Below are 17,920 nucleotides of genomic sequence, written 5' to 3' on the forward strand. Positions count from 1 at the left end.
GGCGTGTTCTGGTGTCGATATTGCAGTTAACTCCTGAGGAAATGGCGGCCTTATGGCTATCCGCCAAGGTTGCTTTCTTTTGTACCATGCTGATTCTCATCCCCGGCGTCTTGCTGGGATGGCTGCTGGCCCGCAAGCGCTTTTTCGGCAAGGCCTTGCTGGATAGTGTGGTGCATTTGCCATTAGTGCTACCACCGGTGGTGCCGGGCTTTCTGCTTCTGCTGCTGTTTGGCAGTCAGGGCTTCCTGGGCAAATGGCTGCAGGAGACATTTGGCATCAGTATCGCGTTTACCTGGATCGGGGCGGTGGTCGCCTCGGCTATCATGGCCTTGCCCTTGATGGTGCGATCGGCGCGTCTGGCCGTCAGCCAGGTTGATCGCGGTCTGGAGTTGGCTGCGCAATCATTGGGCGCACATCCGGTGCGTGTATTTTTCAGTATCACCCTGCCATTGGCTTTACCCGGTATTCTCACGGGCATGGTGCTGGCGTTCAGCCGCAGCCTGGGCGAGTTTGGCGCCACGATTACCTTTGTGGGCAATATTGAAGGGGAAACGCGGACATTGCCGCTGGCGATCTACACCTATACGCAAATACCGGGAGGCGATATACCTGCGCTGCGCCTAGTCTTGTTGAGTTTGTTATTGGCATTTGCGGCGCTTTATTTCAGTAATGTCATGGAACAGCGCGCCTTGCGTCGCATCGGGAGTGGCGATGATAGAGCTTGATTATGCGATGTGCCGCGGGGAGTTTGCCACGCGCGTCAACGTCACGCTCGATGATAGCGTCACCGGCGTGTTTGGCCCGTCCGGCGCAGGCAAAACGACCTTGCTGGGGACATTGGCAGGCTTGGTCAAGCCGGATGCCGGGCGGCTGGTGCTGGATGGTGAATGCCTGATGGATACCGAACGCGGCATTGACCTGCCTTTGCACAAACGCAGGATAGGCATGGTGTTTCAGGATAGCCGGCTGTTCCCGCATCTCACTGTCAGCCGCAATCTGGAATATGGCTACCATCGATTGCCTCGTGAGCAGCGTCGCTTCAGCCTAGGGCAGATTGTTGAGCTGCTTGAGCTAGGCGCTTTGCTGCGGCAAAAGCCGCATCAACTTTCGGGTGGTCAGCGGCAGCGGGTGGCACTTGGGCGAGCGTTGCTGAGCTCACCGCGTCTCTTGTTGCTGGATGAGCCCATGGCCTCACTGGATGTCAGGCTCAAGATGCAGATTCTGCCGTTCATGCAGCGCGTGCGCGACGAGATTGATATCCCCATGCTGTATGTCAGCCATGCCATTGATGAGGTGCTGCAACTGACCTCGCGCATGCTGGTGCTGGAGCAGGGGCACGTGATTGGCTATGGTGATTTTGTCGATGTGATGCGGGATACCCAGGTGCTTGCTCTGGCGCGCTCACTGGGCATGGAAAATGTGCTGCAGGTGGAATTGCTTTCGCATCATCCGGCAGAAGGCTACTCAGTCGCCAGGCTCGGCGCCCAATCGCTGTTTATCCCGCTTTCCGCAGGGGCGGTGGGCGATCGCATCACCATTTCCACGGCGGCGTCCAATGTCGCTCTGGCGAGCGAGCCGGTTTCAGGCATCAGCATACAGAATCAGCTGCCTGGCACGCTGGGCCAGATGCGGCAGGTGGATCACCGCATGCTGGTCGATGTGGCGCTGGATGCACATACGCTGGTGGCTGAGGTAAGTGCAAAGGCCATTCAGGATCTGGCCCTAAGCCCGGGAATGAAGGTGCATGCGCTGATTAAAACCCAGGCCTTGCACCTATACGGTCAGGCCTTGTGAGGGGCAGGAGCGTTGTCGCGGATGTGAAAACCGGGCATTTGAGGCCCGGTTAATATTAATTGCGCTGATATAGCCTGAAGCTTTCGCGGCGGTCTGTCGCGCGTTTGCCGTGCCAGATCATGTTCCATTCCGGGCCAGGCTGGAACTTGGCACGGCCACGTTCATCCTGAATCAGATAAAGATCGCAGCGGCGACCTGCATGCGATTCCGCGGCGTGAGGGCGAATGCCCAGGTAATAATCCAGCAAGGCGTATTGGGAGCTACCCAGATTCCGCTCCACCATGCAGTGGTAATTGGCCGGCAGGGTTTTTTGCATGCTGCTCATCACCGGGCCATAGCTCTTGGCAGTATCAATCCACGGTAACCATAATGCCATCAGCAGGCTCCAGGCCATGGTGATGCCGACGGCCCAGTCCGTCACCGCAGCGCGTATTGAGCGTTTGGCGTTAATGACAACGGCCAGCCAGATCAGCGTGATGAGGAACGCGGCGGCAAAGCCAATCCAGTTGAATACCGGATGGTGAATCGAGGAAAGAAACTGCATGCGCTCGGCCAGCTTTTCCGGCCAGCCCGTCATCATGGCAAACCACCCCAGCCAGATGAGGAAGCCGATCATGCCGAACAGAATGAGACCAAACCAGTTCAATGCGCTGGCGGCACCGCGCTTCAGCGTTTCAACGCTGCCGCCGGCCAATACGGCTAATGGCAACAATAAGGGCAGGGCGTAAATCTCGCGCGTATTGGCACCAAAACCAATCACGATAAAACTGATGGCAAAGAATGTAATCAGTAACTGAAAACGGGGTTTTAGCAGCAGTACCGTGCGATAGCGCCATAAGCCCCAAAGCGCAATGGGCAGTGCTGGCCACGAAAACCATGCCAGCGTATTCAGGAAGTACACATGGCTGGATTGCGTGAAAAGCTCGCTATTGGAATGTTGCCATGCGGCAAACAGGTCAGGCGATGTGTGCCAGAGCAGTAGCGGCCATATGGCCAGCCAGGGGGCCGCCACCAGTATGCTCAGGCCGAGAACAATGGCATAGCTTCGGGTACGCCAGGTGCTGAAGAGAATGGGCAGCAGCAGGGCGGTGAACAGAATCGGAATGGCATACAGCAAGCCGGTCGTCAGGAAACAGATGCCTATGCCTGAGCCCAGCAAGGCACTGGCGCGATACGGACGACGCTTGGCCAGTGCCAGCGCATACAGGCCCATGGCGGAGCCCGTGAGGGCTGCCACCTCTGGCATCAGCAAGTGGGCGGAAACAACCAGCCCCAGCGATCCCAGGAAGATAAACGTGGTTTGGCGCCCGGCACCGCGACCCCATAATTCGCGGCCCAGCATGCCAACCAGCAACAGGGTGAGTGCCATCCACAAGCCGCTTACCAGGCGTGCGCCATCGTGCATAGGTAGCCAGGGTTGTAGCAGTTTTGCCATGCCAGCGGCGCTGAGGTAGTACAGCGGTGGATTTTCTATCGTGCTGTCACCCGCGACTACGGGGGCAATCAGGGCATGGCCGTGCAACATGGATTTGACGATATTGATGGCTTGGGATTCGTCAGGCTTCCAGGGGGCGTGGCTGATCAGGCCCAGGCATACCCACACTGCGCACAGGAGGATAAGCAAACGCGTTTTTGCGCTCTCGCCTATGCGGGCGCGTGGTGTGGCCAGATTGCCTTGCCAGTCATGTTCCAGCTCAAAAGCCATGTGCTATCTCAAGAGGTTACTGCTGCAGTGTATACGATGTCATGCGCCCAGTCTGCCGATAGGCCGGGCTTGGTGCGACACAAATGAAAAAGGCAGCCCAGGCTGCCTTTTTGCGTGCATGTGCACAAGAAATTACATGCCGTACTTTTGGCGGAATTTCTCAACGCGACCAGCGGTATCCAGAATCTTTTGCTTGCCGGTGTAGAACGGGTGCGATTGCGAAGAAACTTCAATCTTCACCAGTGGATATTCTTTACCGTCAGTCCACTTGATGGTTTCACGTGTGGAGATGGTAGAACGTGTAATAAAGCTAAAATCGGCGCCGATGTCCTGGAAAACAACTTCGCGATATTCAGGATGAATGCCTGATTTCATAATCATTTACCTCAAATTGGCCGGTATGTGCGGCGGGTAGTGGTTCACATGCGACAACTGCGAAAGGTGAGCATTATATTGATTCAATAGTTCTTTTGCAATACTCGCCTGCAAGTTGCCTGTTGTGACAGAAAAAGGGGATTTTCCGCTGATCGAGCAGCAAGCTGCCCTGATTTTTAGCCTCGACGCATGGAGTCGAAGAAATCGGCGTTGTTCTTGGTGGCCTTGAGCTTGTCCAGCAGGAACTCCATCGCTTCGAGATCATCCATGGGGTAGAGCAGTTTGCGCAGTACCCAGATTTTTTGCAGGATGTCTTTTTCAATCAGCAACTCTTCGCGGCGGGTGCCGGATTTGTTGACGTTGATGGCGGGGTATTGGCGCTTTTCGGCCATACGGCGATCCAGGTGGATTTCCATATTGCCAGTACCCTTGAATTCTTCGTAAATCACATCATCCATGCGGGAGCCGGTATCGACCAGCGCGGTGGCAATGATAGTTAGCGAGCCGCCTTCTTCAATATTGCGGGCAGCGCCAAAGAAGCGCTTGGGACGCTGCAATGCATTGGCATCCACACCGCCAGTCAGTACCTTGCCAGAGGCTGGTACTACCGTGTTGTAGGCACGCGCCAGACGTGTTATCGAATCCAGCAGGATCACCACGTCTTTTTTGTGCTCGACCAGACGCTTGGCTTTTTCCAGCACCATTTCGGCAACCTGAACGTGGCGGGTAGCGGGTTCGTCGAAGGTGGAGGCAACCACTTCGCCCTTCACCGAGCGGGTCATTTCTGTCACTTCTTCCGGACGTTCGTCAATCAGCAGCACGATCAGGCTGACGTCCGGGTGATTGGCGGTAATGGCATGGGCAATGTGTTGCATCATGACCGTTTTGCCGGATTTCGGCGGGGCTACGAGCAAGGCGCGCTGGCCTTTGCCGATAGGCGCGATCATGTCAATGACGCGGCCGGTCACATTCTCTTCACCGCGAATATCGCGTTCGAGTACGAGAGGCTTGGTGGGGAAGAGGGGGGTGAGGTTTTCAAACAGGATTTTGTGCTTGGTGTTTTCTGGGGCTTCGCCGTTGACGCTGTCGACTTTTACCAGGGCAAAGTAGCGTTCGCCGTCTTTGGGGGTGCGAATCTCCCCCATGATGGAGTCGCCGGTGTGCAGGTTGAAGCGTCGAATTTGCGAAGGGGAAACATAGATGTCGTCCGGACCTGCCAGGTAGGAAGTGTCGGGTGAACGTAAAAACCCAAATCCATCCTGCAATACTTCCAGCGTGCCATCCCCAAAAATGCTGTCTCCCTTTTTGGCTTTGTTTTTCAGCAGAGCGAAGATGAGGTCCTGCTTGCGCATGCGGCTCGCGCCTTCAATCTCGTTGGCGATCGCCATTTCGACCAGTTCGGTCACGGGAAGATGTTTTAGATCGGATAAATGCATAAGAGGAGGGCTCGCTGAAAATCGAAACTGCAGGGAGTGCAGTGAACTGCTAGGGAATTAGCGCCTGATTTCTAATTGGATGAATGACGCGTGGAGTTAAGAATCACGGTAACACAAAATCAGGCGCAAGCGTAGCGGTATTAAATATTGCTGTCAATAAAAGCAGTCAGTTGGGATTTGGACAGGGCGCCCACTTTGGTGGCTTCTACATTGCCATTCTTGAACAGCATCAGGGTAGGGATGCCGCGAATGCCATATTTGGGAGGTGTTTGCTGATTTTCGTCAATGTTCAGTTTGGCGACTTTCAGGCGACCTTCATATTCTTTTGCGACTTCATCCAGGATAGGGGCAATCATCTTGCATGGGCCGCACCACTCAGCCCAGTAGTCAACCAGCACGGGCACTTGGGATTGCAGCACTTCCTGCTCGAAAGCGCTGTCGCTAATATGGGTAATATGGTCGCTCATGTGTGAACCTCTATAGAAAATGGGACTTGTAATTAAGATAGTGAAAACGAAGTATTGCGCTATCCTAGCGAAAAAAGACGCGTAAGTGAAGTATTCATGTCGGCATGATAATTGCTGATGATTGCCGGGTTACAGGGAAGGTTCAATACTAAAATCATGTGTTGTCGAAATGAATAGAATTCTGATGGATATTCTCGAACTGATCGAGGATGCCACTATCCCCAACATGGGGCATTCACAAGCAAATTACAAGGGAATGCGCTTAAGTAGTGCATTCCAGCCTATTTTCAGTCTTTCGCATTGCCGGGTGGTGGGTTATGAAGGCCTGATCCGCGCGTTTGATGAGCAACAGCAGGCGCTGCCGGTCTGGCGGATTTTTGAGCAGGCGATAACCGAGGCGGAGATTGTCGAGCTGGATCGTTTGTCGCGTGCCTTGCACATGCATAATTTCATGCAGCAGGGCCAAGCCGGGCAATGGCTGTTCCTGAATATCAATCCGCAGGTGATTGTGAACGGCAGGCACTATGGGCAGTTCTTTCAGGATCTGCTGGAACATTATGGTGTGTCGCCCTCCATGGTGGTGGTGGAGATCATTGAGGGAGCGATAGAAGATGAATCGCAACTCTCCGAGTCCGTGCAGTTTTACAAGAATCTCGGTTGTCTGGTGGCGATTGATGATTTCGGCGCTGGCCATTCCAATTTTGAGCGTATATGGCGGCTTTCTCCTGATATCGTCAAGCTGGATCGCTCCATGATTACGCAGGCGGCGAGCACGGCCGTGGCACGTCGCGTATTGCCTGGCGTGGTGTCTTTGATACACGAGGCAGGTAGCCTGGTGTTAATCGAAGGCGTGGAAACGGAGCAGGAAGCCATTATCGCCATGGATACCGATGTAGACCTGGTACAAGGCTATTATTTCGGTCGGCCTGCGCCCTATCTGCTGCAGGAAACCCGCTCCGAATCTATTGCCAAATTATTCCAGGGTTATCGGCAATCCACCGTGCCTGAGATTCGCCATCAGAAAATGCAGGATGCCGTGGCTGCATTTCTCAAAGCGTCTGAGCAATTAGAGGCTGGCGCGCCACTATCCGGCGCCGTGCAAACCTTGCTGGCTATTCCTGGCGTTGATCGTTGCTATTTGCTTAACCAGCAAGGCGTGCAGATAGGCACCAGTGAAGTAGCACCAAGTCGCCGCTCCATCATGAGCGTGCGCTATCAGCCCCTGGCCGATGGCTCAGGAGCCAACTGGATCCGGCGGCCTTACCTGCGTCGCGCCTTGGGCAATCCCGGTGAGGTGCAGATGACGCGGCCATATCTGTCCATTGCGACTGGCGAGCTTTGCCTGACGATATCCATCGCCATCAAGCCCATGGGCGTTGTGCAAGTACTGTGTTGTGATCTGGATTGGGATGTCAGCGCTTAATCCAGCGCGGTAAACTGAAAGCGCTCGAAGCCATGCGTACGCTCCACCAGTCTGGTGAGTACAATACGCCGGGTGCGGCCATCATAATCCAGCTCCATGATACGGTCCGGTGAATAACTGCCTACCGCCCCGACAATGCTGGCCTGCTGCTTCAAGGCATGGATGGCGGGTAGCAATAGCGCAAACTCGAAAGACGGCTGGGACGGACGGCGCAAGCCGATGGCCCTGGCGGTCGGCGCAATGAGCTGGATGCCAATATCCAGATTGTCCTTTTCATCATGCATGGCCCAGCGGATGACGCCCGTCGCCCAGCCCTGCATATGGTCTTCTTTTACTGCAATCACTTCTCCCACATGCAACTGGCTGGTGAGCTTGGCTGGTTTGCGCAAGGCCATGCCTGCCGCGCTGACGTTGACTACCGCCCAGCGGGCCGCCTGCAGTTGCTCTGTCAGCAGACCGGTACGGCCGACACTGGCAGGTTTGCTGCCCTGCCACGCGCGATTCGCCAGGGCATGCGCGGCAGGCATGCCGATAACCATGGATACACTGCTGCTCTTGCGCGAGCGCTTGAACACGCGCTTGGGCACTTTTCCCCAATGCTGCAGCAAGTAGCGCAAGAGATCGATATAACGCCCATCGGTGGCATCATCCGGCAATTCATGCGTGCTGATGATGGCGTTTTTCTTCTGCAATAACTGGATATGCTGATGCACCATGCGCGCCAGGCGGATGGTCAGCAGCAGAAGGTCGCTGCCGGTGGGTGGCAGGCTCTCATGCTTGCTGTAGGCAATGGGTGGCATATCGGTGTTGAGCTTGACCAGAAATACCGCCGCCGGATTTTCAATGCGCCCGGTGGCATGCAGTTCTGCCAGGGCGGCGTGGCGCTCGATATAGTCAGCGACGCGACGAATCTCAGACGGTGTCAGGTTCTGTGGCTCAGCCAGTGCCATCAGCAATATCTGCTTGAACTGCGTGCTGATGCTGGTGGTTTTGCGTTCACCCTGTTCAATGGGCAGGTCTTGCAGTTCGGCCTGGACAGCATAGCGATACAACTGATGAATATCGCTCCATACACTGCCCGGCGCCGGAAAGTAAGTTTGAAAATAGATATGGATCAGGCCATTGAGGGCTTCAAAGGCGCGCAGCAATAGCAGTGCCATGTGCTTGGGGTTGCTGTTGATCTTGAACAGTTTCTGCTGTTCGTCGATCAGCGCAATTTTGTAGCCATACGCCATTTCCAGCCACAAGGATTCCGCGATTTTGACATAAGCACGTGCTTCCACAGGCAAGGGCAGGCTGGCTTTGCCATAAATGCCTGCCAGGCGTCGATTCATACTGATAACCAGCGGGCGATAGGTTTCCAGCGCCCGAAAACGGGCATCCGCAGGCACGACCTGCCGATTGAGGTTTTCCAACTCGTCGGCCATGGCAGATGAGGCCTCCAGCATGGGCAACTTCAGCCACTGGCCCATCAGCGTTTGCAGCTTTTGCGGCTGTGTCTCGGCAGGGATCAGGGGCTTGTCGGTAAGTGCTGGAATAGTGAGTGTTAATGCCATATTGCCTTCCACGAGTATGTAAACCAATGTTAAGACCTATGATGCCTTTTGTCACGGTGAACCCGGCAAGCTCTGTCAGTCATGAGTTAGAATAGCCCGCAACAAGGGATCACATAGGAACATCAGCAATGAAATGGTTGGAACAGGTATTTGAGGGCATCTTATGGAAGAGTCGTTTTGTCGTGATGCTGGCGGTGGTTGCCAGTTTGCTCGCGGGCTTTGCCATTTTCTACATCGCCACCGTCGATGTGTTTTTCCTGATCAAGCATGTCGCGCATTACGCTGACCCGGACCTGACCAATGAAATACGCAAAACCCTGCACGATGACACCGTCTCGCATGTGGTGGAAGTGGTGGATGGCTATCTGCTCGCTACCATCATGCTGATTTTTTCGCTGGGTCTTTATGAGCTCTTCATCAGCGATATTGATGCGGCCCAAGGTAGCAAGGCATCCAGCCGTGTGCTGGTGATTCACGATCTGGATGATCTCAAGAACCGTCTGGCCAAGGTCATCGTCATGATCATGATTGTTTCGCTGTTTGAACATGCGCTCAAAATGAAAATGACCGACCCGCAGGATCTTCTCACTTTCGGCGGTAGCATCGCCCTCATCGGGCTGGCTTTATTCCTGATGCATCGCGGCGAGCATCATCCCGCCTCTGCCCAGCATGCTGAACCTCACCATGGTGAACCGCACCCTGTTCAGCATAGTGCCGAGCATCAGCCACATACCACAGAGAAATCCTGACCATGTACGCCCGCCTTCTGCTTGCCTTTATGTTGCTCATGCTGAGTGGCATCAGCATGGCGGAAGACGGGTTCAAACTGCGCGATACCTCTGGCAAGGTGCAGCGTTTATCGGATTACAAGGGAAAATGGGTGCTGGTGAATTACTGGGCGACCTGGTGCCCGCCATGTCTGGAAGAGGTCCCGGATCTGGTTAACCTGCATGATCAGCGGCACAAGCGGGACCTGGCCGTGATCGGCGTTGCCTGGGAATACAAAAACCCCGCCGAAGTGGCCCATTTTGTGGATGACATGCTGATGTCTTACCCGATAGTGCTGGGAGACGCGGAGGTTGCTGCCCAGATTGGCCCCAATACCGTACTGCCCACTACCTACTTTTATAACCCGCAGGGACAACTGGTGAAGGTGAAGCGCGGTCTGGTCACGCGTGCCTTTATTGAAAGCGTGCTTTCGGGGAAATAAGTTTTTGCTGCCGGACGGCGTCTATACATAGCACCCATAAAGCATACACCCATAAAAAAACGCCACGCGCAGCAGGCTGCGACGTGGCGTTTTTTATGGTGTTTACCGCTTAGTTTGGCGTTGGAATGCTGTTGCCTGCGGAATCCAGAACATTGAGCTGGTTCTCTTCAGCAAAATGCATGAGCTGGGTATAGCCTTCCGGATTCACCACCTTGAGCTTGAGATCCACCGCCAGGCAACGCACGCCATTGACGACGCGTGGCTTGAGGTAAGGTGAATAGCGCAGCTTGCGATCTGGCCCGAAGGTGGCGTAGGTGCTGCACATACGGTCCACCCAGTCGCTGGGCCGGAACGGTTTGCCTGCGCGGGTCAGGCCTTCAATGATGATTTCGTCAGGTAAGCTCATGGTCGTTTTGCCAAAAATTTCAATAATATCCGGATTATAGCAGTGCGCTCTTAGTCCATGTATTCAAAAACTTTGACCACTTTTTCCACGCCTGAGGTGCCGCTGGCGATATCCACAGCATCGGCAGCTTCCTGCTTGGTCACCAGACCCATCAGGAATACGGTGGATTTCTCAGTCACCACTTTCACGTAATTGGCGGGGAAGCGGTTTTCGGTCACCAGGCGGCCTTTGACCTTGGACGTGATGTAAGTGTCATTGCTGCGTGAGCTCAATGAGCTCTTGGGCGCAACCACCAGTTCATTGGTCACGCTGCGGACATTTTCCACTTCCTTCACAATCGACTCGGCTTTGGCTTTGGTTTCTGCATTGAATGCTTCGCCGGTGATCAGCACATTGCGGTTGAAGCTGGTGACGTTGGCATGAATGTTTTCGCCAAGCTCAGAGGAGATGCGTTGTGAAGCTTTCAGCTCAATGCCTTCGTCCTCAATGTAAATGCCAGAGGTACGGCGGTCTGCCGCCATGACACCGGTGGCAGCGGCGCCACCGACAATCGCAGGGAAGCAGCCCGCCAGTTGAGTGGCGAGGGCGGTAGCGATAAACGCTTTGGTGATGAAACGCATGGTTAGTTGACTCCTAGTAAAGTGCAATCAATTGCATCGCAAAGGCAATGCAATATCAGAATATAGGCTTCCTGTACGCGCGATGCATTGTCGTGCGGGACGCCTATGTGGATATCCTCATCCGTCAGAAGTTCAACCAGCTCTCCCCCATCGCCACCGCTGAGTGCTATCACGGTCATGTTGCGGTCCTTGGCCGCCTCGATGGCGCGCAGGATATTGCGGGAGTTGCCGCTGGTGCTGATGGCGAGCAATACGTCGCCGGTGTGGCCGAGTGCCGTCACCTGCTTGGAAAAGATATGGTCAAAATGCCCATGGTTGGCAATGGCCGTCAGCGTCGAATTGTCTGCACTGATAGCCACAGCGGCCAGGCCTGGGCGCTCCATTTCAAACTGGTTCAACATGCGCGAAGCGAAATACTGCGCGCTGGCCGCCGAACCGCCGTTGCCGCAGGCGAGCACTTTTTTCTCGTTGAGCTGGGCCTGCACAATCATCTCGGCCGCCGCCACAATAGGGCGCGCCAGCAGGTCGCCCAGTTGCAGTTTGAGATTGGCGCTCTCGGTAAAGTGGCCGACTATGCGTTCTGTGATGTCCATGACTTGTGGGTTTTCATTCAAGCTTCAAAAGCGTTGCGTATCCATACGATGTTGTATGCCTGATCCAGCAGAACGGCGTCAAAGCGGCAAGCGCTGGCGCCATGTTGCTGCAAATAGTGTTCAGCCGTGAGAACCAGCTTTTTCTGCTTGGCCGGCGTTATGCTGGCAGCAGCACCACCAAAGCGCTCGCTTTTGCGCATCCTGACTTCAATAAACACCAGGCTCACACCATCGCGCATGATCAGGTCTATTTCCCCAAAACGCGAGCGGTAATTGCGTGCCAGCAGTTTGAGCCCATGCTGTTGCAAATAGATGGCAGCGCGCTCTTCCGCTTCGGTGCCCTGGGTGTTCACGTGGATTAAGGCAGGCGCTCTACGGTGATGCCATTACGGCCGAATCGGGCTACCGCCAGCTCGCGGCTGACACTGCCATCGGCATTCAGGCGCAAGGTGCCGCTCAGACCCTTGATGGTGGCGGGCGAGCCAGGGTGCTGTACCACGGCTTGCAACAGGCTGAAAGCATCCGCGCCCAGGGCAAACCAGCGCTGCATTTCACCGCTGGGTAAATCCTGTGCGGCCGGTTTGTAAGCGGCAAAGGTGTCCGGGCTCAGCAGCCATGGCATGTCGACAAAGCGCACAGCCAGCAGCGGCGCATCATCCGCATTATCCAGCACACCGGCGTAGATGTGCGACAGGCCAAAGGTCGGCGTCGCGGCATCCAGTGCCGGGCGGATCTGGCGGGCATTATCGGCCGTGGTGGCAAGGAAGATCATGTCGGTGGGATGAGCCTGAATATCGTTTTTCAGGGCTTTCATATCGGTGTCTTCATTGACGCCAAATTGCTGGCTAACTTGGCCGCCATCGGCTATCCAGGCATCACTAAAAGTCTTGATCATGCGGTTCGAAAGACTGCTTTCGGTACCGACGATAGTGGCGGTCTGCATGCCAAGGTCACGCGCGATGCGCACCACCTGCTGGGCTTCGCTGTCGACAGCCAACCCGTAAAAATGGATATTGCGGTTGCTGGTGGCAAGGTCACTCTGATTGAGCGCCACCGTGGGCAGGCTAACGGGCAGTTCGCTCAGCGCTGTCACCTCATCCCGCGTCAGCGGGCCGACAATATAGTTGGCGCCTTCGCTGACGGCTTGCTGGTAGACGGCAGCGAAATCATCACGCCCGCCTGTGGAGGCGTAAATCTTGACTTCGGCATTGCTGTTGGCAATGGTCTGTGCGGCAACGAAACCACGTTCGATAGCATCGGATGCCGGGTAATAGGCTTCGGAAGAAAACGGCAGGATCAGCGCAATCTGACCGCTCAAAGCCTTGGTGTTGGCGGCGGGAGCGGCTGTATTGGCAGCGGAGCTGGTCGCGCTGCTGACGATGAGCGCCGCCAGCAATTCATCCATGGCAACATGGTCTGGATAGGCGTTGCGCCATTGGTTGACGTCATCCTGACTCAAGCCATCCTGTCCAGCCAGCGCCAGGTCTATCCAGCCCTGCAGGGTGGTGTCGGTGATATTGCCACGCATGGCAATCAGATCGACCTTGTTGGTTTTGCTCAAAAACTGCCACAGTTGCTTTTGTGCAGTGAGCAGTGCATCGCCCGCCAGGCCTGATTGCGCCTGGACATACTGCTCCAGCGCACGCAATGGATCGTCCTGGTTTTCGTAGGCGAGAGCCAAGCTTGTGTGTAAACTTGCGCTTGCCTCAGCGGATATCGATTTGTCCGCTTGCAAGGGAAGCAGAATCAGCAAGGCCTGATCGTAATCCTGCTGGCTGGCGGCGATGTTGCCTGACAACACCTTGGCATACGGCGACATGGCCGGAATGCTCGCCAGCGCCAGCTGCGCACATGGAATATCCTGTTTCTTCAGGCAGCCCATGCCGAGACGGAATTGCGTCTCGGGCGTTTTCTTGAGGGGAGAGCCAGTAGCGACGGTATCGGCGGCTGCCGGGCCCGCATTCAGCCACAAGCACATGAACAGCAGAGTGAGTAAGCGTTGAATCATATCGGCACATTATATGTTGTAGCCACGCCAATTGGAAACTTGCAGGACATTACTTTACGCGCTTTGGAAACCCTGAAAACGGTAGACCTGATTGCAGCGGAAGATACCCGGCACAGTGGCGGCCTGCTTGCCCACTATGCCATCCAGAAAAAGCTGCTGGCCGTGCATGAGCACAATGAGCACCGCTCGGCGGAAATCCTGCTGGAACGCTTGCAGGCCGGACAGTCCGTCGCCCTGATTACCGATGCCGGCACGCCTGGTATCAGTGACCCGGGTGCCGTGGTGGTGGATATTCTGCGTGAAGCCGGGGTGACCGTGGTGCCCGTGCCGGGCGCCAGTGCGGTGATTGCCGCTTTATCCGCCTCGGGCATTACTGAAAACGGATTCCGGTTTGTCGGCTTTTTGCCCGCCAGCGGCAGCCAGCGCAAAAAACAGCTGCAGGCCCTGGAACATGAACCGACCACGCTGGTGTTTTATGAAGCCCCGCACCGTGTGCTGGAAAGCGTGCAGGACATGGCCGCCGTGCTGGGCCCACTCAGACGCATCACCATTGCCCGCGAGCTGACCAAAACCTTTGAAAGCTTTCACCGTTGCCCGCTCGGCGAGGCGCATGACTGGCTGCTGGCCGATGCCAATCGCCAGCGCGGGGAGTTTGTGCTGCTGGTGGAAGCAGCACCGCCAGCCGAAGACGATGCCGATGCGCGCGAGGCTGAGCGCATACTCCGCCTGCTGCTGGCTGACCTGCCGCTGAAACAGGCGGTAAAATTGGCAGTGGATATTACCGGTGGTAAAAAGAACGCCTTGTACCAACTCGCCTTGCAGCTGAATGACGCGCAAGACTGAGTGAATTGAAGTTGAATTATTTTGTTGAATTTGAAAGATAGTGGAAGCCTGACATGACCTCCTCCCTCACCATTACCCGCCCGGATGACTGGCACTTGCATTTGCGCGATGGCGCTGCCCTGCAGGCGGTTTTGCCCGACACGGCGCGTCGCTTTGGCCGTGCCATCGTCATGCCCAACCTGCGTCCGCCGGTGACGACCACCGACCTGGCACAAGCCTATCGCCAGCGCATTCTGGCCGCCTTGCAACCTGGGGATCGCTTTGAACCCCTGATGACCTTGTATCTCACCGACAAAACCTCCGCCGAAGAAATCCGCCTCGCCAAGGCCAGTGGCATCGTGCATGGCGTCAAACTGTATCCTGCTGGCGCGACCACCAATTCTGACTCCGGCGTGACCAACCTCGGCCACTGTGTGCCGGCGCTGGAAGCCATGCAGGAGCTGGGCCTGCCGCTGCTGGTGCACGCCGAGGTGACCGATGCCGATGTGGATGTGTTTGACCGCGAGAAGGTATTCATCGAGCGCAATATGCGGCCGCTGTTGCAGCGCTTCCCCGCACTGCGTGTGGTGTTTGAACATATCACCACGCGGGAAGCCGCGCAGTTTGTGGCGGAGTCGCCGGACAATATTGCGGCCACCATCACTGCCCACCATTTGCTGATGAACCGCAATGCCATGTTCAGCGGCGGCATGCGACCGCATCATTATTGCCTGCCCGTCCTCAAGCGCGAGGATCACCGGCTGGCGCTGGTCGCGGCGGCAACCTCGGGTTCGCCCAATTTTTTCCTGGGAACGGATAGCGCGCCGCATCCACAATCTGCCAAGGAATCTGCCTGTGGTTGCGCGGGCATGTACACCTCGCATGCAGGCATTGAGCTGTATGCCGAAGCCTTTGAGGAAGCGGGTGCGCTGAATCGTCTGGAAGGGTTTGCCAGTTTCTACGGGGCAGATTTTTATGGCCTGCCACGCAATACCGACACGGTGACGCTGGTGAAAGAAAGCTGGCAGGTGCCCGACGACTTGCCCCTGGGCGAGGAGCGACTGGTGCCATTACGCGCAGGTCAAAGCATAGGCTGGCGTTTGCTTTAGCCAGATTGGCAGCTACCAAGGGCTGCCAAAGTCAGGCCGGATCAGGCGGTTTGTAGCTCCTGTGCCTGCCAGCGTTGCAGCCATGCCGGAAAATCCGCCGCTGGCATGGGCTTGCTGATGTGATAACCCTGACCAAAGTCGCAGCCCATGCTGGCTAGCAGGTCCCACGCGGCGCGACTTTCAATCCCTTCCGCTACCACCTTGAGATTGAGGTTATGGCCAAGGTCTATGGTCGAGCGGACTATCTTGCGATCGCTTTCGTCCTCTTCCATTTTCAGCACAAACGATTTGTCGATCTTGAGCTCACTCACCGGCAGGCGCTTGAGATAGGCCAGCGATGAATAGCCGGTGCCGAAATCGTCAATCGACAGTTGCAGACCCATGTCCGACAGGCGCTCCAGTGTTTGCTGCGCACGTTGCGGGTCATCCATCATGCTGCTCTCGGTGATTTCCAGCGTAATGCCTCCGAGTACCAGCCCCGCATCCTGATGCAAGGTCAGAATCTTGTGTGGCAAGTCCTGGTCAATCAGGTCGCGGGTTGAGAGATTGACTGCAATCGGCGCATCAATACCCAGCTTGCGCCACGCTACTTCTACCCGGGCTGCTTCGGCCAGCACCCACAGGCTTACAAGTGAAATCAGACCAGACTGTTCGGCAAACGGAATGAACTGATCCGGGAACATCAGGCCTTTTTGCGGGTGGCGCCAGCGGATCAGGGCTTCTACCGCGCTGATCTTGCCATTCTGCAGGTCAATCTTGGGTTGCACATACAAGGCCAGCTCATTCGTGGCAATGGCCTGCCGCAACTCCGAGGCAAGCGATAAATTGCCCTGGCTGCTGATATCAAATGCCGGATCAAACAGCACCGCGCCAGATTGCTTGGCCTTGGCGACATGCATGGCCATCTCGGCATTGCCCAGCAGTTTTTCCTGGGCACTGGCATGTTCGGGGTAACAGGCAATGCCTATGCCCATACTGATATCTACCGACTGGTTCGCGATGTTGATAGGGGCTTCCAGTTTTTGCAGCAGCATGTTCGCCACATGGGTGGCATTCGCTATGCCGGTGCGCGGCAGCAGCAGAGCAAATTCATCACCGCCCAGGCGCGCCACCAGGTCCGACTCCTGCCGGATGGAGCTTTGCAGGCGTTGCGCAACGCCTCTCAGCAAATCATCTGCCGCGGCGTGGCCCAGCACTTTGTTAATCTGCTTGAAGTGGTTCAGGTTCATCACCAGCACCGCCAGATGCTCTTGCTGATCCTGCGCCTGTTGCAACGCCAGCCCCAATTCGCGCAGGAACGAGGCGCGGTTGGGCAAGCCGGTCAGCTCATCCCAGTAAGCCAGTCGGGTAATGCTTTGCTCGCGGCTGGCAATGGCATCCACCATGCTGCCAAAGGCGCGGCTGAGCTTGCCCAGCTCATCTTCCCGGCTGCTGTTGAGGCGGATGGCAAAATTGCCTTCTTCCAGCTTTCTGGCGGTAGCGGCCAGTTCGGTAATCGGCTGGGTGATGCGCCGGGAAACATAAAAAATGACCAAAGCGAACACCAGCGCGCCCAGCATGGTGAGCAGCAGCAGATTGCGCTGCAGGACGAGATAAGGCGCCGTGGCTTCATCAATCGAGCGCTGCAGGATGGCGACCAGTGACTCATCGCCATGCTCCATGATGGGGACATAGCGCGTGCCATAGTCAGCATTGCCCATGCTCAATTCGGTGAGGCGGCCGGCCGAGGCTTTTTCCAGCAGTTTTTCGGTGAGAGACGCCCCGAGTGTGGAGGCCATGGAGTTCCAGTCGCTGCCATTGGAGCGGCTGATGAAGGTAACATCCAGATTGCTCAGTTTGTGCAGGTTCTGGGCCAGGGTATCGTCGATCTGAAAGCCCATGATAATCCAGCCTATGGTCAGCGGTGCCTTGACTGGTACGGCCACCAGTTGATAGGGCTGATGATTGAAGATGGCATAGCTTTGCGCATAGCCTTGCTGGCGCCCATCCTGGATCAGCTTGTCGACAATCGGGCCCGCTTCCACATGCGACACCTTGCCGGAAATCGTGAGGTTGCCGGTGGATGAGGATTCGAACATGGCAATGTCGGCGCCTATGCGCGACTGGTGATTGCTGAGTGCGGAGAGGATGGTCTCGTAATCCACGCTGGCAATGGCCTGCCGGAAGCCATAATCACTCGCCAGTATCTTGGCGCCCTGGCTCAGGCTGTCGCCATTTTGCTTGAGCAGGTTCAGGAATACCCGTTCGCCAATTTCCAGCTGCTCATTGACCGCGGCGCGCGAGTTTTTGTTGATGCTGTATTTGATCGCCAGAAACCCCGCAACCTGAATGGCGAGGATGAGCGTGAGGAAGATCACCGCCATGCGGCTTTGTAGGCTTTTGAACTGCATGGTGAT

18 protein-coding genes are annotated in these 17,920 nt (G+C 56.0%); 7 read left to right on the forward strand and 11 right to left on the reverse strand.

Going from position 1 to position 17,920, the window contains the following annotated elements:
* The first annotated feature begins 11 nt into the window (after nt 1–11).
* Together modB and modC are read left to right on the forward strand one after the other, a co-directional pair.
* The gene (gene modB / locus FNL37_RS02915) at nt 12–725 is read left to right on the forward strand and encodes a molybdate ABC transporter permease subunit (RefSeq protein WP_159355068.1); all 714 of its coding nucleotides are present in this window, start codon (nt 12–14) and stop codon (nt 723–725) included.
* Nucleotides 712–1,794 (forward strand): molybdenum ABC transporter ATP-binding protein, encoded by a 1,083-nt coding sequence (modC, locus tag FNL37_RS02920; protein ID WP_159355069.1) that lies wholly within the window; start codon nt 712–714, stop codon nt 1,792–1,794. The genes modB and modC overlap by 14 nt, the downstream gene beginning before the upstream one ends.
* A 55-nt stretch (nt 1,795–1,849) precedes the next feature.
* Here the strand turns inward: modC and FNL37_RS02925 are convergent, their stop codons facing one another.
* The 4 genes from FNL37_RS02925 to trxA form a co-directional block, all read right to left on the reverse strand.
* Entirely contained in the window at nt 1,850–3,499 is a 1,650-nt protein-coding gene (locus FNL37_RS02925) for an ArnT family glycosyltransferase (protein ID WP_159355070.1), read from the reverse strand.
* 132 nt (nt 3,500–3,631) lie between these two features.
* Nucleotides 3,632–3,874 (reverse strand): type B 50S ribosomal protein L31, encoded by a 243-nt coding sequence (locus FNL37_RS02930; RefSeq protein ID WP_015830863.1) that lies wholly within the window; start codon nt 3,872–3,874, stop codon nt 3,632–3,634.
* A gap of 176 nt (nt 3,875–4,050) precedes the next feature.
* Nucleotides 4,051–5,310 (reverse strand): transcription termination factor Rho, encoded by a 1,260-nt coding sequence (rho, locus tag FNL37_RS02935; RefSeq protein ID WP_013443047.1) that lies wholly within the window; start codon nt 5,308–5,310, stop codon nt 4,051–4,053.
* Nucleotides 5,311–5,450: 140 nt separating this feature from the next.
* Nucleotides 5,451–5,777 (reverse strand): thioredoxin TrxA, encoded by a 327-nt coding sequence (trxA, locus tag FNL37_RS02940; protein ID WP_013443046.1) that lies wholly within the window; start codon nt 5,775–5,777, stop codon nt 5,451–5,453.
* Between the two features lie 169 nt (nt 5,778–5,946).
* On the opposite strand from trxA, the gene FNL37_RS02945 reads away from it, so the two are divergent.
* Nucleotides 5,947–7,200 (forward strand): sensor domain-containing phosphodiesterase, encoded by a 1,254-nt coding sequence (locus FNL37_RS02945; RefSeq protein ID WP_159355071.1) that lies wholly within the window; start codon nt 5,947–5,949, stop codon nt 7,198–7,200.
* Here the strand turns inward: FNL37_RS02945 and FNL37_RS02950 are convergent.
* Nucleotides 7,197–8,756, reverse strand: a complete 1,560-nt coding sequence (locus tag FNL37_RS02950; protein ID WP_159355072.1) for a hypothetical protein — start codon at nt 8,754–8,756, stop codon at nt 7,197–7,199. The two genes, FNL37_RS02945 and FNL37_RS02950, sit on opposite strands and share 4 nt — an antisense overlap.
* A gap of 128 nt (nt 8,757–8,884) precedes the next feature.
* Here FNL37_RS02950 and FNL37_RS02955 point away from each other — a divergent pair, with 128 nt between their 5' ends.
* Both FNL37_RS02955 and FNL37_RS02960 read left to right on the forward strand, forming a co-directional pair.
* On the forward strand, nt 8,885–9,505 hold the full coding sequence (locus tag FNL37_RS02955; protein WP_159355073.1) for a YqhA family protein: 621 nt from the start codon (nt 8,885–8,887) through the stop codon (nt 9,503–9,505).
* 2 nt (nt 9,506–9,507) lie between these two features.
* On the forward strand, nt 9,508–9,966 hold the full coding sequence (locus FNL37_RS02960) for a TlpA disulfide reductase family protein (protein WP_159355074.1): 459 nt from the start codon (nt 9,508–9,510) through the stop codon (nt 9,964–9,966).
* A 109-nt stretch (nt 9,967–10,075) separates the two neighbouring features.
* Here FNL37_RS02960 and FNL37_RS02965 read toward each other — a convergent pair whose 3' ends face one another.
* Genes FNL37_RS02965 through FNL37_RS02985 form a run of 5 tightly spaced genes read right to left on the reverse strand, consistent with a single transcriptional unit; the run spans nt 10,076 to nt 13,593 of the window.
* Nucleotides 10,076–10,372, reverse strand: coding sequence for a DUF3579 domain-containing protein (locus FNL37_RS02965; RefSeq protein WP_013443041.1), 297 nt, complete (start codon nt 10,370–10,372; stop codon nt 10,076–10,078).
* A 50-nt stretch (nt 10,373–10,422) separates the two neighbouring features.
* Complete coding sequence (locus tag FNL37_RS02970) at nt 10,423–10,992, reverse strand: BON domain-containing protein (protein WP_159355075.1); 570 nt, start codon at nt 10,990–10,992, stop codon at nt 10,423–10,425.
* A 2-nt stretch (nt 10,993–10,994) separates the two neighbouring features.
* Complete coding sequence (locus FNL37_RS02975) at nt 10,995–11,585, reverse strand: phosphoheptose isomerase (RefSeq protein WP_159355076.1); 591 nt, start codon at nt 11,583–11,585, stop codon at nt 10,995–10,997.
* Nucleotides 11,586–11,602: 17 nt separating this feature from the next.
* On the reverse strand, nt 11,603–11,938 hold the full coding sequence (locus FNL37_RS02980; protein WP_015830855.1) for a YraN family protein: 336 nt from the start codon (nt 11,936–11,938) through the stop codon (nt 11,603–11,605).
* Between the two features lie 5 nt (nt 11,939–11,943).
* Nucleotides 11,944–13,593 (reverse strand): penicillin-binding protein activator, encoded by a 1,650-nt coding sequence (locus tag FNL37_RS02985; RefSeq protein WP_159355077.1) that lies wholly within the window; start codon nt 13,591–13,593, stop codon nt 11,944–11,946.
* On the opposite strand from FNL37_RS02985, the gene rsmI reads away from it, so the two are divergent.
* On the forward strand, nt 13,585–14,436 hold the full coding sequence (rsmI, locus tag FNL37_RS02990) for a 16S rRNA (cytidine(1402)-2'-O)-methyltransferase (RefSeq protein WP_159355078.1): 852 nt from the start codon (nt 13,585–13,587) through the stop codon (nt 14,434–14,436). The two genes, FNL37_RS02985 and rsmI, sit on opposite strands and share 9 nt — an antisense overlap.
* 53 nt (nt 14,437–14,489) lie before the next feature.
* Entirely contained in the window at nt 14,490–15,524 is a 1,035-nt protein-coding gene (pyrC, locus tag FNL37_RS02995; RefSeq protein WP_159355079.1) for a dihydroorotase, read from the forward strand.
* A gap of 41 nt (nt 15,525–15,565) precedes the next feature.
* Here the strand turns inward: pyrC and FNL37_RS03000 are convergent, their stop codons facing one another.
* Nucleotides 15,566–17,914 carry a bifunctional diguanylate cyclase/phosphodiesterase gene (locus FNL37_RS03000; protein ID WP_013443034.1) on the reverse strand — a complete coding sequence of 783 codons (2,349 nt, stop codon included), beginning with the start codon at nt 17,912–17,914 and terminating at the stop codon, nt 15,566–15,568.
* Nucleotides 17,915–17,920 lie beyond the last annotated feature (6 nt).

Source organism: Methylovorus glucosotrophus (assembly GCF_009858335.1).
In the GTDB taxonomy this organism is placed as follows: Bacteria; Pseudomonadota; Gammaproteobacteria; order Burkholderiales; family Methylophilaceae; genus Methylovorus; species Methylovorus glucosotrophus.